Origin of the sequence: Mesorhizobium sp. M0676 (assembly GCF_040320535.1) — a bacterium.
In the GTDB taxonomy this organism is placed as follows: Bacteria; Pseudomonadota; Alphaproteobacteria; order Rhizobiales; family Rhizobiaceae; genus Mesorhizobium.
In genome coordinates this window covers 223644-236940 of record NZ_JAMYPU010000006.1, presented here as the reverse complement: position 1 = coordinate 236940, position 13297 = coordinate 223644, and the positions used below count along the sequence as shown (strand labels likewise).

Below are 13297 nucleotides of genomic sequence, written 5' to 3'. Positions count from 1 at the left end.
ATCAGGCTTGGTCGTTGATCAGCCTGCGCAACAGTTCCAGTTCCTGCGCCAGCGTGTTGTCGACGCCGGAAAGGTCCTCGATCTTGCGCACCGCATGCAGCACCGTGGTGTGGTCGCGGCCGCCGAACCGCCGGCCGATCTCCGGCAGCGAGCGCGGCGTCAATACCTTCGACAGGTACATGGCGACCTGCCTGGGCTTCACGATGGTGCGCGTGCGCCGGTTGGACAGCAACTCGGTCTTCGACACATTGTAGTGGCGCGCCACGATGCGCTGGATGTCCTCGATGCGCACCCGCTTCGGCTCGCCAGAGCGATAGATGTGCCCCAGGATCTCGTCGATGCGGTCGATGGTGATCGCCGGCTCGAACGACTGACGAAACAGCAGTTGGTTGAACGCGCCCTCCAGCTCACGACCGCTGCCGGTCACCGTGCGGGCGACATGGTTGAGGATCTCCTCCGAAATATTGAGCGATGCATCGTCAACCTTGGCGGTGGCAAGCCGAAGTTTGAGCATGCCGATGCGCATGGCGAAGTCCGGCGCCGACATTTCCAGCGCGACACCGCCATTGAGGCGCGAGCGCACCCGCGGTTCCAGCGATTCCAGTTCCGACGGCGGCCTGTCAGCGGCAACCACCACTTGCTTGGCACTGTCGAGCAGCATGTTGATGAGATGGCAGAATTCGTGCTGGATCGACTTGCCCTGCAGGAACTGCATGTCGTCGATGATCAAGAGGTCGATGTCGCGCAGCTGTTCCTTCAGCGTCAGCGCATTGTTGTCGCGGATCGCGGTGGCGAAGCGCCACATGAAATATTCGGCCGTCAGATAGACGACGCGCGATTTCGGGTTCTGTTTCAGGGATTCGGCCGCAATCGCCTGCAAAAGGTGCGTCTTGCCGAGCCCGACGGTCGCATGAAGGAACAGCGGGTTGAAGCGCACCGCGCTCGACTGCGATTCCGCCACGGCTTTGGCTGCGGCGAAAGCCACCCGGTTCGACGGGCCTTCGATGAAGGAGCCGAACGTGTAGCGCGGGTCGAGCGGCGACCCCAGCACATTGTGCCGGAATTCGCTCTCGATCGGCGTGCCGGGACGAGGGGCGGGCGCCCGCTCCACCCTGCCGGGGCCGACCGTGCCGGCCGCCAATGCGGTCTGCGTATGCTTGGTCATCTTGCGCGCCGGCACGACCTCGGGTTCGACCCCATTGCGGGCAGGACGGGTCGCGGTGCGCACGACCATCTCGATCTTGAGGATTTCGGGATCCTCGTGCTTCCACAGATCGGCGATGAGATCGAGATAATGGCCATTGATCCACGAGCGCAGGAAGGCCGTGGGCACCGAGATGCGTACAATGCCCCGGGAAGCCTCAGCCACCTTCATACGGCCGAACCAACTCGAATAGACCTCGGTTCCCAGGCGCGCCTTCAACTGGGCCTTGACCCGGTCGAACTTCTGTTCCGCGTCGCTGGAAGCCGCCATATCGTGCGCTCCGACCAATGTTCCGGGAAATGGCAGGTCGCCCGTAAGCTCCCGCTCGATGCCGCTCTGCATGATTGTGCGTTCCTTTTCCTTTGTACCTTTTTTCCGCCGGGAGTGCGCCTCCTGCACCCATGTTTCCGGCGACCGTATCTTCGCTACAACACCACCGCCGCCGCCGGCGGATGACGTTGCCTCGTCAGAATGGGATCGGTCCCGGCTGCTTAAGGCCAGTCCGTCTGACATGTTCGGGCAAAGCGGTGCTACCCGGCGAAAACGCCGGTGCGCCATCAAGCTGCCATGTACAATTACGCCAGTCCCCTATCGTATCGAAAAGGCAAGCCATACCCGTTCGCGGAATTGATCCACGTCATGAATTCTGCCACTGTTAGCTGGCCGATTCAGGCTGGGTTAAGGGCTAAGGCCCGTCCCTTTCGATAGATCGACATTACCGAAATCGCTGTGGATAGGGCAAGGCCACCTCTAACGGATTTTTAAGGAATCTGGTTAGTGAACAACGGTTCGGGCTCCGTGCTGGAAGCGCATATTTTGACAAAGCCATTGGGATTCAAACCCTTTTGCCGCGAATATGAAAATGGCTCTGCGGTTTGAAATTTTCTGAAATAATTCGCTTGACACCAACTTGCTGCCTATCGCCCACAGGCGATGTGAACAAGCTGTGGATCACTTCCAGCAAGTCGTTGAAAAACATCAGCAATTTGTGACAGCCAAATTTATTGGCGTGGGCCGTTTCGGCGGATTGGAATATCAGTGGGAGTGTATGTGCCGGCAAAGCATTCCAGACTCTGGAATGCGGCTCGGGCGTGCTTTGCGGCCGTTCTTTTTAAGTGCTTGCCGGCAAACGAAAAAACCCGGCGCGATTGGCCGGGTTTGAAAGAACGACAGTTCAGGAACGGTCAATCAGGCCGACAGCACCTTGAGGCGGTGAGCCAGACGCGACACCTTGCGCGATGCCGTATTCTTATGGATCACGCCCTTGGTCGCGGCGCGCATCAATTCCGGCTCTGCGGTCTTGAAGGCTTCCAGCGCGGCTGCCTTGTCGCCGGCAGCCAGTGCCTCTTCGACCTGGCGGACATATGTACGCACGCGCGAGCGGCGGTTCTTGTTGATCGCTGCGCGGCGGGCGATCTTGCGCGTTGCCTTTTTGGCCGAGGAGGTATTGGCCATGATGCCTCTCTTCTGATCTGGTGGGCGCATGCGGGATGCCGCAGGGCGCAAAAAACAAACGGGCAGCCAACGGCCGCCTCGGTTGGAGCGGCTTATAGTTCAGCTTTTCCGGCGCGTCAACGCCGCTTTGGCTTCTTTTTGGTCCTCTCCGCCGCCACTCTAGCGATTGGTGAAATTCGGCTTCCGCTTCTCGGCAAAGGCTGCCATCCCTTCCTTCTGGTCGTCGAGCGCAAACAGCGAGTGGAACAGCCGGCGTTCGAAGCGCAGTCCCTCCGCCAGCGTCGTCTCGTAGGCGCGGTTGACTGCCTCCTTGGCCATCATCACCGATGGCAGTGAAAACTCTGATATCCTGGCCGCGGCCTTCATCGCCTCCTCGATCAACTCGCCGGCCGGCACGACGCGCGAGGCCAGGCCGCTGCGCTCGGCTTCGGCGGCATCCATCATCCGACCGGTCAGGCACATGTCCATGGCCTTCGACTTGCCGACAAAGCGGGTCAGCCGTTGCGACCCGCCCATGCCGGGAATGACGCCGAGCGTGATTTCGGGCTGGCCGAATTTCGCCGTGTCGGCGGCAATGATGAAATCGCACATCATCGCCAGTTCGCAGCCGCCGCCCAGTGCATAGCCGGCGACCGCCGCGATCATCGGCTTGCGCGCACGGGTAAACTCTTCCCAGCCGACGAAGAAATCCTGCACATAGGCCTCCGCGTAGGTGACGGCCTGCATTTCCTTGATGTCGGCGCCCGCCGCAAAAGCCTTCTCGGAACCGGTGATGACCATGGCGCCGATGCCGGGATCGGCGTCGAACCCCTTTGCCGCCGTCAGCAAATCCGCCAGCACCTGCGCGTTCAGCGCGTTGAGCGCCTTGGGCCGGTTCAGCGTGATCAGGCCGACCTTGCCGCGCGTCTCGACGATGATGGTTTCATAGCTCATGGGCTGGCCTCCTGGTTGCGGCACTGAAGGACTGTCTAGCTTACCGCTGGCAGGTCCGGCAATAAAAGGTCGAGCGGCCGCTTTGCACGATGCGCTCGATGTGGCCGCGACAGCCGGGCGTCGGACAGGGCTCGCCTTCGCGATCGTAGACCGCGAAGGAATGCTGGAAATAGCCCAGCGACCCGTCTGTGTGCACATAGTCGCGCAGCGAAGACCCGCCGGCGGCGATCGCATCGGCGATCACCGAACGGATTGCCTCGGCCAGTCGTTCGCTCTGTTCCTTGGCCTTCTTGCCGGTCCCCGCGATGGTGCCTGCCTCGCGCAATGGCGACAGGCCGGCGCGCCACAGCGCTTCCGACACATAGATATTGCCGAGCCCGGCAATCAGCTTCTGGTCGAGCAGCGCCGCCTTCAACGGCGATCTGCGGCCCTTCAGCAGCGAGGCGAGCAGGGTGCCTTCCAGCGCATTGCCGGTCGGCTCGACGCCCAGTCCCGCCAGCATCGGATGCGCGTCGGCCAGGCCTTCCGCAAACAGCATGAAGCCGAAGCGACGCGGGTCGTTGAAGACCACGCGAGACTGGACGCCGACAGGCGACACGACATGGAACACCACATGGTCGTGCTTGGCATCCTTCGAGCGCTCTTGATGGAACGTGCCGGGCGTCTCTTTGTCATCAGCGGCCTCGATGCGGAACGAGCCCGACATGCCGAGATGGCAGATCAGCACCGGGCCACCGTCCAGGTGTATGGTGAGATATTTGGCGCGGCGGCCAAGCGCGGTGACGGTCTTGCCGGTCAGCCGCTGCGCAAATTTCCCCGGAAACGGAAATCTGAGATCGGGCCGGCGCGCCTCGACGCGCACGATCCGCGCGCATTCCAGAACCGGCTGCAGGCCGCGCCGGACCGTTTCGACCTCGGGCAGTTCAGGCATGGCCGCCTATCGCCGCATGGAAGGAAGCGCCGTGGCGGCCGCGCGCCAGCTTGAGGTGTTCGGCGACCGTCTCGCCGATATCGGCGAAGGTGGTCCTGAGCCCGATGTCGCCGCCCGTGAGACCCGGTGCGATGCCGATGACCGGGATGCGTTCGCGCGTGTGGTCGGTGCCACGCCATGTCGGATCGTTGCCATGGTCGGCGGTGAGGATGAGCAGATCGCCCGGCTTCAGCTTTGCCAGTGCCTCGGGCAGCCGGCGGTCGAAGGCTTCGAGCGCCGCAGCATAGCCGGCGACGTCGCGGCGATGGCCGAACTCGGTGTCGAAGTCGACGAAATTGGCGAACACCAGGTCGCCGTCGCCGGCATCGTCCATCGCGCCCAGCGCCTTGTCGAACATTGCCATGTTGCCGGGCGCCTTGCGTACTTCCGAGATACCGCGGTGGGCGAAGATGTCGCCGATCTTGCCGACCGCGATCACCCGGCTGCCGCGCCCGGTCAAGCGGTCGAGCAGCGTCGGCTCAGGCGGCGGCACGGCGTAGTCATGGCGGTTGTAGGTGCGCTCGAACGTGGCTGATGTTTCGCCCAGGAAAGGCCGTGCGATCACCCGTCCGATCTTCAGCGGGTCGACCAGCCGGCGTACCGTCTTGCAGAACTCGTAGAGCCGCTCCAGGCCGAAATGAACTTCGTGCGCTGCTATCTGCAGGACGGAATCGACCGAGGTGTAGCAGATCGGCTGGCCGGTGCGGATATGCTCCTCGCCGAAGCGCTCGATGATCTCCGTGCCGGGTGCATGGCAGTTGCCGAGAATGCCTGGGACCTTGCCCTCGCGGATCATCGCTTCGGTCAGTTCGGCAGGGAAGGCGGGCACCTTATCGGGGAAATAGCCCCAGTCGAACCGCACTGGCAGCCCGGCGATTTCCCAGTGACCCGACGGCGTATCCTTGCCGCTCGAAATCTCCTGCGCGGCGCCGTGGAAGGCGGAGGCTGAAACGGCGGCTTTGCTGTCGAATTGGAAGCCGGTTGCGGTTTCTGCTGCGCGGCCGAGACCGAGCGAAACCATGGTGGGCACCTTCAGCGGTCCCTCGCGCAGGCCCTCGCGATCGGCGCGGGCTTCCGCGCAAGCCAGCGCGATATGTCCCAATGTGTTCGAGCCGGCGTCGCCATAGCGTTCGGCATCGGCGGCGCCGCCAATGCCGAAAGAATCGAGAACGAAGAGGAAAGCGCGTGACATAGGTGCCGTCATTGCCAGTCTGGTTGACCAGACATAAGGTCCCGTCGCGGCATTGGCAAATCGTAAACCAGGCGGCAACGGCCTGACGCGATGGTCGCGAAGTCGGGCAGGCGTGGTGTACGCATCCTTGAGACATGCAATGCGCTTCAAGGAACGGTGTGCGGGGCATGGATCGATGAGACGGGCTGACCTCGGTTGGAGTGCACTGGCGACCACCGTAGCACTGCTGGCCTCGCAGCTCGCCGCGCACGCCGACTGGCGCGACCAGATCGGCACGTTTCGGATCGGCATCGTTGCCGAGCCGGGCGCCGGCAACACGGTTCCGGGTCTGGCCATGCTGACTGACGCCTACGGCAGGGCGCTCGGCATGAAGGTGGAATTCGTCGTCGCGCATGACTATGCGGCGCTGATCGAGGCGCAGGCCAATGGCCGGATTCAATACGCGGTCTATTCGGCGACCGCCTACGCCACCGCCTCGGAGCGCTGCGGCTGCGTCGAACCTCTTGTGGCGCCGGTCGACGCCGACGGTGCCACGGGCATCCGCTCCGTGCTTTTGACGCGCGACGGCAGGCTTTCCGATCTCGCGGCCCTGGAAACGCACCGCATCGCCATGGCGCCTTCCGACTATGTCGGCGGTTCGCTTCTACCGCTCGCCGGGCTGGCGGCCGACGGCATCAAGATCAGTCAGGATGCGCCATTCCTCGCTCATGCCGGCTCGGCTGCCGCCGCAGAAGCGATGCTGGTCGATGGCCAGGCCGATGCCTTGTTCGGCTGGGAGCGGGCCAGGGCGGAAAACCGGACGGCGATTGCTGGCGATCAGCCGGCGGATCCGGACGGCACGGCGGCGCGGCTGGAGGCGGCGGGCATTCCAGAAGCCGCGCTCCAGATCATCTGGACCTCCGGCGTGCTCAGATACGGCCCTCACGCCGTCCGCAGCGATCTCGACCTCGAAGCCAAACGCCGACTGACCGTCTTCCTCACCAATCTCCGATCGCAGTCGCCGGAAGTCTACGATTTCGTGGAATCGAAACATGCGGGAGGGTTCACGCTCGCCGCTGCGAGTGACTATGCGATGGCCGCTTCCATCGTGCGCCTGGTGTCAGGCAGCACGGACAGCAGCGCGCAATGACCCGGGTTGAATGGGTAGAACTGCTTCAGCAATTGCTGCAGGGGATCGAGGTGGCCCGGCGCGGCCTGAGATAGTAGGTTTCGCTCATCGTTATTTTGCCTTCGTTGAAGGCCGAGATAAATCCGAGCGGCTTTTCGGCGCTTTCCGACCAGGAGATGATCGGTTCATATTTGAGAGTGGTTTTGACACGAATAAGGAAAGTCCCCGCAACGTTGAGCGTCGCCGGAACAGTGGTGGAGCTTGTCGGGTTGGAGTCGCGGCTCGTGACCCCATTCAGCACGCGCCAGGACCACGCCACCTTCGCCTTCGGTGTCGGTTTGCCCGGATCGGCTTCGATGTCGATTGCTGTGATGAAGATATCGGCGACTGAGCGGTTATAAGGCTGAAGGCTGGAGTTTCCGATTTTCATAATGTCGGTGAGATCTGCATTGACCACCGACGTTTGCTGCGTGACGAGGTCGGCAACCATGGAGCTGATGCGGCTGACCTTCTTGCTGGCCTCGATGGCTTGCGAGGCCTCCATGGTAACGAAATACATGATCAGCAAGACGGGCACGATGAGGGCAAACTCGACCGCCGCTATGCCCCGCCGATCGGCACAAAACCGCGCCGCTCTCTTCCAGATAACCGATATCCCCGGATGTGCCCCCGCACGAAACATGCCCTTTTCCTTTGCTACACGTGCCTCAGTTGTCGAATGGCTCGTTTTGCCACGTTGCCGTTGCGTAATGCAGCGTCTTGCCGCCATCCATATTCGACATGTATTGAGCCATGAAATCGGTCATGACCGGCCAAGGGTAGAAAACCCGCAGCATGTTCTTTGATTCTGCCGGACCTATTGTGGGGGTCCCGAAAGCCGGGTCCTTGCCTGTATCCGGATCCTTGCCCGTCAGCGTGATGGTCGAGCCGGAAATCTTGAAACCCGCACTGGCTGCCCCGGCAAAGGTCTTGAACGGGCGCAGATCAACCAGCAAACCGGGGCAACCCTTGGCGACAATGATCTCGAGTCTGGCGCAGACCCTACCCTTTAGCTTCTCTTCCGTCACATCGGCTTGCCTCAACTGGCCAGTACGCAATTGACGGGCGATATCATCGGTGATGTTGGCCATCACCTCCTGTCCGGCAAATGAAATGCAGCTCTCGAGGATGGCGAAGACGAGAGCCGCAAACGGTAACGCAAGCATGGCGAATTCTATCGCCGTGCCGCCGCGCCGATCACCAAGGAAACGACGGGCAAACGTCACGCGCCCTGCCTTGGCCTTGCAGATCTTGCGTCTTGAATCCTCGTCCAAAACGTCGCCCATAACCCGTTCCTGCCGATCCTGATGCGGTACCGTCAGCACCACTATCAAGAACCCATTTAGCTCCGGTTTGAATGACCGTTAAATTCGACCAGGCGACGTTAACCGGCCGCTAACCGACGCGGCTCTCCCCCAGACAATCAAGTCACCTGAGGCGCTTACTGCCCAGCGCTCATCTCGGCCTCGGACGACTTTTCCGAGTCGCTCTTGTACGAGCTTTCGCAATAGGGCGTGCAGGACATGGTCTGGACCGAGGCGCGCCTGTAGATACGCACCGACGACGCGTCCTGGCGCACTACGGTCACCTGCTCGTCGACGATCGGGCTGCCATCGTGGTCGAGGACAACCAGATTGGTCACGCCGAATCCCTTGCCCGTCAGCACGATCGTCGATGCATCCTGGACGGAGGCGTCGGCGATCGCCGGATTGCCGACGACGATGGTGTCGGCGGGGCGTGTCAGTTTGACGATCTTGGCCTGGTTCATCGTCACTTCAATGCCGGCTCCGGCCTTGGCCGGCAGCACGAAGGCCGGGACGGCGAGAAGCGCGACAAGCAGGAATGACGATTTCATGGCGGTCATCAAGGCGCTCCACAGCGGCAAAACTTGTTCACGGAACATGAAGGAGATTGGTGAACCAACGGTTAAACCCTTGACCGGCGCCGGGTATTCGCTCCAATCTTGCTGCCAGCTGATATAACAATGCGTCCTGCCGATAGCCGTGAAATTACAGCTTTTCACGGGCAGGCGAGCCACTGTCCAGCGTTTAGTTTACGGTTAACCACGCAAGCTGTTCGAAGCGGGAAAGGAATCGGTAAGGCTGTTTATTAAGCCGATTGAAAGAGCTTCTCCGTAGATTGGCAGCATCCGATCAACCACCACAGAAGTTGACGGAAGTGCTGTAACACGTGGAGTAGGAGCTCTCGAATGTCTAATCTCATCGCACGTTTCGCGAAGGACGAATCCGGCGCGACCGCTATCGAATACGGTCTGATCGCCGCTCTCATCGCGCTTGCCATCATTTTTGGCGCTGGTCAGCTCGGCAACGCCCTGAACAACAAGTTCATCGCCATCGCCGGTAAGGTGAGTGGTTCGTAATACCCTGGTTGCCTTAGAGATAGGGGCCGCCTGACTGGCGGCCCTTATTTCATCGCGTCGGGCGGTTTTGAGTAACCCAGTCTCATCGATCGTTAATCATATATGTCTAGGCTGAGGCTGGACACAGTTGGCAACAGGGTGTCGCGCCCATGCTCGAAGCGTTGATCTTCGTCATCTTTCCTTTTTGCATGCTCTTCGCCGCGATCTCCGACATGCTGTCGATGACGATCGCCAACCGCGTACCGGTGCTGCTGCTGGCGGTGTTTGCGCTGGTTGCGCCGCTGACGGCCATGGACTGGGCAACCTATGGCTGGCATTTCGCCGCCGGCGCCCTAGTGCTGGCCGTGACGTTCGGTCTGTTTGCACTCGGCGGCATGGGTGGCGGCGACGCCAAGCTGCTCGCCGGCACCGCCGTCTGGATGGGGTTCAACATTCACCTTGTCGAGTATCTCGTGATATCGACGTTCATCGGCGGACTGCTGACGCTCGCCATCCTTCTCTACCGGAAATCGCCGCTGGCGATTTACACCAGCCACAATGTATTCCTGCGCCATTTCGCCGACGACACGACTGGCGTTCCCTACGGCATTGCACTCGGCATTGGCGGGCTGCTGACCTATCCGGATTCACCCCTGATGGTTTGGGCACTGGCAAAGCTGGCGAACTGAAGCAGCAAGCAACCTTTGCCGCTCCGACATCGGTCTGAAAAGAGGCCGCTGGTCGCCCTTTCTGTCGTCGGAGCACGGGTCCGTCCAATTTATGTAAACCTTAAATTAATCACGATCGTAAGCATTGCATTAACCTTGTTTTGACGATTGCCGCTGCAAAGTCCGGCCTGGCTAGGTGGTTGCCTAAAGGCGAGGGTTCGGACAGATGCCAGCATCCCGACTGATTATTCTGGGCGTGGCGGTGGCTGCGGCGGGTGGTGCAGGTTATGTTGCCAAGAATATGGTGGCGGTCCCGCCCCAGCAGGTCGTCGCCGATGCCCCGCAGGCGCCGGCCATTGCCTTGCAGGATGTGCTCGTGCTTTCCGGCGACGTGCCGATGGGCAGCCCACTTGAGAACAATCTCAGCTGGGAGTCCTGGCCGTCCGATGGCATCAATGCGAATTTCATCACCCGTGCCGCCGAACCCGAAGCGCGGGAGAAACTGAAGGGCTCCGTCGCCCGCATGGCGATGTACACCGGTGAGCCGCTGCGGCGCTCCAAGCTGATCGGCGAGGGGCAAAGCTTCATGTCTTCGATCCTGCCCACCGGCATGCGTGCCGTCGCCACCGCGATCTCGGCTGACACGTCGGCAGGCGGGTTCATCCTGCCCAACGATTTTGTCGACGTCATCATGACCCGCAGATCCGACACCGGCAACGGCGGCAGCGGATTCACCACCGAGACCATCCTCAAGAACATCCGCGTCCTGGCGATCGATCAGACCATCCAGGAGGACGAGGAAGGCAAGAAGACCAGGGTCGGACAGACGGCGACGCTGGAGCTGACGCCGCAGCAGGCCGAGATCATAACCGTCGCCCAGCAGATGGCCGATCGCCTGACGCTGGCGCTGCGCTCGATCACCGACAACAAGGAAAAGGGTACCGATGAAGCCGACTACCTCGTTTCCGGCAGTGGGCGGCGCGGAACGGTGCGGTTGATCAAATCGGGCGAAGTTTCCGAAGTAGGGGCAAGGAAATGAGGTTAGTCGCTAAACTGCCGGTCACCATGGCTGCAGCCGTCGGCCTGCTTTTCCTCGGAGCCCATGCAAGTGGCCTCGGCGACGCCAAGGCCGCCGGAAAGAGCGTCGGGGTCACGGCCTCGACCGCCACGCAACGTGTCAAGCTCGGCCTCAACAAATCGGTCGTCATCGATCTGCCGAGCGACGCCTACGACATCCTTGTCGCCAATCCCGCGGTCGCCGATGCGGTGACCCGCACCGCAAGGCGCATCTATCTGTTCGGCAAGTCGGTGGGCGAAACCAACATCTTCGTCTTCGGTCCCAATGGCGAGCAGATTGCCAGCCTGGATCTGGCCGTCGAACGCGACGTCGCCGGATTGGAAGACTACCTCAAGCGCTTCCTTCCGAATGCCGAGATCAAGGTCGAATTGCTGAACGACAACGTCGTCCTGACCGGGACGGTGGATACGCCGCTCGATGCCAAGCGCGCCGTCGATCTGGCAACCATCTTCGTGTCCGGAGGTGAAGCGACGACGGGCCAGTATTCGCAGACCGCGGCCGGCGGCAATGCCAATGGGGGCGTCGACATCAACAACCCGGATGCCGAACGCCGGGTCTCGAAGATCGTCAACCTGCTACAGATCATCGGCGACGACCAGGTGACGCTGAAGGTGACCGTGGCCGAAGTCAGCCGCTCGGTGATGAAGCAGCTCGGCGTCAACATGGTTGGCAGCGGCAGCATGGACGGCATCGCTTACGGTGCGCTGAGTTCGCCCAACTACGGTTTGGGAAAGCCGCTTTCGCAGAATTCAGGCTTTAACTTGGGCGGCAGTGGCCTCAAAGCCTACATCAATGCCATGGAGCAAAGCGGCGTCATGAAGACGCTTGCAGAACCGACCCTCACCGCGGTTTCGGGCGAGAAGGCAACGTTCAGGGTCGGCGGCGAATTCAATCTCATCACGGCACGTACGAACAACGTTTCGACCGACAACCAGACCGGCCAGGTCACCTACACCAACGAAAAGCTGGAATACGGCATAGGCCTCGAGTTCCAGCCCGTTGTGCTGTCGGCGGGCCGGATCAGCCTCAAGGTCAGAACATCGGTTTCGGAGCCGACCTCGGAAGGTGCTACCACCCTGGAAGGCGGCGGCAGCTTGCCCGGCCTGACGCTTCTGTCGATCCGCAAGAGACTTGCCGACACCACCGTCGAATTGCCGTCGGGCGGTTCGATGATGATTGCCGGCCTCGTTCGCGACGACGTCCGCCAGGCTGTATCGGGCTTGCCCGGCCTGACCAAGATCCCGGTGCTCGGCACGCTATTCCGCAGCCGCGATTTCGTCCGCAATGAAACTGAACTGGTCATCATCATCACGCCTTATCTGGCTCGGCCGGTGGCGCGCAACCACCTGGCTAAGCCGGACGACAATTTCAATGCCGCCGGCGATGGTCCGGCCATGTTCCTTGGCCGCGTCAACCGCGTCTACGGCACCATGCAGACCGACAAGCCCAACGGCCGCTACCACGGCGTTGTCGGCTTCATCTACAAGTAAGCGGGGAAGCGGACATGTCTCAGTCAGCATCAAAGGTACTGGCGATTGCCGCAACGGCATGGTCTGGCCGTGGCCGGATCCGCCGATCGGCAATGCCGATCCTGGCGGTCGCGATCGCCGCCTCGCTTGCCGGTTGCGCTAAGCGCGACAGCATCACGGTTGGGGCGATTCCCGATGATTATCGCACCACGCATCCGATCGTAATTGCTGAGAAGAACCAGAAGCTCGACCTCCCGGTCGGCGCCGGCGATCGCGGCATGACCGGCTCGCAGCGCGACACGCTTCTGGGCTTCCTCGACGGTTACGACAAGAGCGCTGCCCCGGCGCTGACGATCGCAACCCCGATCGGCTCGGCTAATGAGGTCGCGGCGACTGCCGCGGCGCGCGATTTCGCAAGGCTGGCGGTTGCCAGCGGCATCAAGCTAAACCGGATCGTGGTGACCTCCTACCAGTCGGTTTCCCCGGAAGCGTCGGCGCCTATCCGCGTTTCCTATATTTCGGTGAGAGCCCAGACCGACAAATGCGGGCGCTGGCCCGAAGACATCCTCGAAACCTCCGAAAACAAGCACTACGCCGATTACGGCTGCTCGTCTCAAAACAACCTCGCCGCGCAACTCGCCAATCCGACCGATCTGCTCGGGCCAAGAAAGTCGTCCGACATCGACGCCGAGAACCGCGGCGCGGTGATCGACGTCTACCGCGGCAGAGGTATTTCGGACGAGTTCCTCGGCAATTCGGAAGTGACGTACTAGGAGCGCCGGTCCCGCGTAGAGACCGGAAGAGAAGTCACGGAAAAGAGCA

15 protein-coding genes are annotated in these 13297 nt (G+C 61.5%); 7 read left to right on the top strand and 8 right to left on the bottom strand.

Annotated elements, in window-relative coordinates:
- Position 1 precedes the first annotated feature (1 nt).
- Positions 2 to 1546: a chromosomal replication initiator protein DnaA gene (gene dnaA, locus NKI35_RS09150; RefSeq protein WP_031193297.1), complete on the bottom strand. Its 1545-nt coding sequence runs from the start codon at positions 1544 to 1546 to the stop codon at positions 2 to 4.
- A gap of 604 nt (positions 1547 to 2150) precedes the next feature.
- Between dnaA and NKI35_RS09145 the strand changes: the two genes are divergently transcribed.
- Entirely contained in the window at positions 2151 to 2366 is a 216-nt protein-coding gene (locus tag NKI35_RS09145; RefSeq protein WP_156941260.1) for a hypothetical protein, read from the top strand.
- A 26-nt stretch (positions 2367 to 2392) separates the two neighbouring features.
- On the opposite strand, the gene rpsT is transcribed toward NKI35_RS09145, so the two are convergent.
- The 4 genes from rpsT to NKI35_RS09125 all read right to left on the bottom strand — a co-directional run bounded on the left by rpsT (position 2393) and on the right by NKI35_RS09125 (position 5754).
- Positions 2393 to 2659, bottom strand: coding sequence for a 30S ribosomal protein S20 (rpsT, locus tag NKI35_RS09140; protein ID WP_023681995.1), 267 nt, complete (start codon positions 2657 to 2659; stop codon positions 2393 to 2395).
- Positions 2660 to 2818: 159 nt separating this feature from the next.
- Positions 2819 to 3592, bottom strand: a complete 774-nt coding sequence (locus NKI35_RS09135; RefSeq protein WP_023681994.1) for an enoyl-CoA hydratase — start codon at positions 3590 to 3592, stop codon at positions 2819 to 2821.
- Positions 3593 to 3632: 40 nt separating this feature from the next.
- A complete protein-coding gene (mutM, locus tag NKI35_RS09130; RefSeq protein WP_352739596.1) occupies positions 3633 to 4523 on the bottom strand; it encodes a bifunctional DNA-formamidopyrimidine glycosylase/DNA-(apurinic or apyrimidinic site) lyase in 891 nt (296 codons plus the stop codon).
- Positions 4516 to 5754, bottom strand: a complete 1239-nt coding sequence (locus NKI35_RS09125; RefSeq protein WP_023715312.1) for a phosphopentomutase — start codon at positions 5752 to 5754, stop codon at positions 4516 to 4518. The genes mutM and NKI35_RS09125 overlap by 8 nt, the downstream gene beginning before the upstream one ends.
- 175 nt (positions 5755 to 5929) lie before the next feature.
- Here NKI35_RS09125 and NKI35_RS09120 point away from each other — a divergent pair, with 175 nt between their 5' ends.
- Positions 5930 to 6883, top strand: coding sequence for a PhnD/SsuA/transferrin family substrate-binding protein (locus tag NKI35_RS09120; RefSeq protein ID WP_352739593.1), 954 nt, complete (start codon positions 5930 to 5932; stop codon positions 6881 to 6883).
- Positions 6884 to 6908: 25 nt separating this feature from the next.
- Here NKI35_RS09120 and NKI35_RS09115 read toward each other — a convergent pair whose 3' ends face one another.
- The 3 genes from NKI35_RS09115 to NKI35_RS09105 form a co-directional block, all read right to left on the bottom strand.
- Entirely contained in the window at positions 6909 to 7544 is a 636-nt protein-coding gene (locus NKI35_RS09115; protein ID WP_023715314.1) for a TadE/TadG family type IV pilus assembly protein, read from the bottom strand.
- A gap of 25 nt (positions 7545 to 7569) precedes the next feature.
- Complete coding sequence (locus tag NKI35_RS09110; RefSeq protein ID WP_031196259.1) at positions 7570 to 8187, bottom strand: TadE/TadG family type IV pilus assembly protein; 618 nt, start codon at positions 8185 to 8187, stop codon at positions 7570 to 7572.
- A 155-nt stretch (positions 8188 to 8342) separates the two neighbouring features.
- Positions 8343 to 8765, bottom strand: coding sequence for a pilus assembly protein N-terminal domain-containing protein (locus NKI35_RS09105; RefSeq protein ID WP_023681988.1), 423 nt, complete (start codon positions 8763 to 8765; stop codon positions 8343 to 8345).
- A 345-nt stretch (positions 8766 to 9110) separates the two neighbouring features.
- On the opposite strand from NKI35_RS09105, the gene NKI35_RS09100 reads away from it, so the two are divergent.
- The 5 genes from NKI35_RS09100 to NKI35_RS09080 all read left to right on the top strand — a co-directional run bounded on the left by NKI35_RS09100 (position 9111) and on the right by NKI35_RS09080 (position 13248).
- The gene (locus NKI35_RS09100) at positions 9111 to 9281 is read left to right on the top strand and encodes a Flp family type IVb pilin (RefSeq protein WP_023681987.1); all 171 of its coding nucleotides are present in this window, start codon (positions 9111 to 9113) and stop codon (positions 9279 to 9281) included.
- A gap of 149 nt (positions 9282 to 9430) precedes the next feature.
- Positions 9431 to 9949: an A24 family peptidase gene (locus NKI35_RS09095; protein ID WP_023740760.1), complete on the top strand. Its 519-nt coding sequence runs from the start codon at positions 9431 to 9433 to the stop codon at positions 9947 to 9949.
- A 205-nt stretch (positions 9950 to 10154) separates the two neighbouring features.
- Positions 10155 to 10967: a Flp pilus assembly protein CpaB gene (gene cpaB / locus NKI35_RS09090; RefSeq protein WP_023681985.1), complete on the top strand. Its 813-nt coding sequence runs from the start codon at positions 10155 to 10157 to the stop codon at positions 10965 to 10967.
- Positions 10964 to 12496 carry a type II and III secretion system protein family protein gene (locus tag NKI35_RS09085; protein ID WP_352739591.1) on the top strand — a complete coding sequence of 511 codons (1533 nt, stop codon included), beginning with the start codon at positions 10964 to 10966 and terminating at the stop codon, positions 12494 to 12496. The genes cpaB and NKI35_RS09085 overlap by 4 nt, the downstream gene beginning before the upstream one ends.
- Before the next feature lie 14 nt (positions 12497 to 12510).
- Positions 12511 to 13248, top strand: coding sequence for a CpaD family pilus assembly protein (locus tag NKI35_RS09080; RefSeq protein WP_023681983.1), 738 nt, complete (start codon positions 12511 to 12513; stop codon positions 13246 to 13248).
- The last annotated feature ends 49 nt before the right edge of the window (positions 13249 to 13297 follow it).

Bases quoted from the DNA above. Each gene is read 5' to 3' on its own strand.
- dnaA (WP_031193297.1), bottom strand. From the start codon at position 1,546: ATGCAGAGCGGCATCGAGCGGGAGCTTACGGGCGACCTGCCATTTCCC.
- rpsT (WP_023681995.1), bottom strand. From the start codon at position 2,659: ATGGCCAATACCTCCTCGGCCAAAAAGGCAACGCGCAAGATCGCCCGC.
- NKI35_RS09135 (WP_023681994.1), bottom strand. From the start codon at position 3,592: ATGAGCTATGAAACCATCATCGTCGAGACGCGCGGCAAGGTCGGCCTG.
- mutM (WP_352739596.1), bottom strand. From the start codon at position 4,523: ATGCCTGAACTGCCCGAGGTCGAAACGGTCCGGCGCGGCCTGCAGCCG.
- NKI35_RS09125 (WP_023715312.1), bottom strand. From the start codon at position 5,754: ATGTCACGCGCTTTCCTCTTCGTTCTCGATTCTTTCGGCATTGGCGGC.
- NKI35_RS09120 (WP_352739593.1), top strand. From the start codon at position 5,930: ATGAGACGGGCTGACCTCGGTTGGAGTGCACTGGCGACCACCGTAGCA.
- NKI35_RS09115 (WP_023715314.1), bottom strand. From the start codon at position 7,544: ATGTTTCGTGCGGGGGCACATCCGGGGATATCGGTTATCTGGAAGAGA.
- NKI35_RS09110 (WP_031196259.1), bottom strand. From the start codon at position 8,187: ATGGGCGACGTTTTGGACGAGGATTCAAGACGCAAGATCTGCAAGGCC.
- NKI35_RS09105 (WP_023681988.1), bottom strand. From the start codon at position 8,765: ATGACCGCCATGAAATCGTCATTCCTGCTTGTCGCGCTTCTCGCCGTC.
- NKI35_RS09100 (WP_023681987.1), top strand. From the start codon at position 9,111: ATGTCTAATCTCATCGCACGTTTCGCGAAGGACGAATCCGGCGCGACC.
- NKI35_RS09095 (WP_023740760.1), top strand. From the start codon at position 9,431: ATGCTCGAAGCGTTGATCTTCGTCATCTTTCCTTTTTGCATGCTCTTC.
- cpaB (WP_023681985.1), top strand. From the start codon at position 10,155: ATGCCAGCATCCCGACTGATTATTCTGGGCGTGGCGGTGGCTGCGGCG.
- NKI35_RS09085 (WP_352739591.1), top strand. From the start codon at position 10,964: ATGAGGTTAGTCGCTAAACTGCCGGTCACCATGGCTGCAGCCGTCGGC.
- NKI35_RS09080 (WP_023681983.1), top strand. From the start codon at position 12,511: ATGTCTCAGTCAGCATCAAAGGTACTGGCGATTGCCGCAACGGCATGG.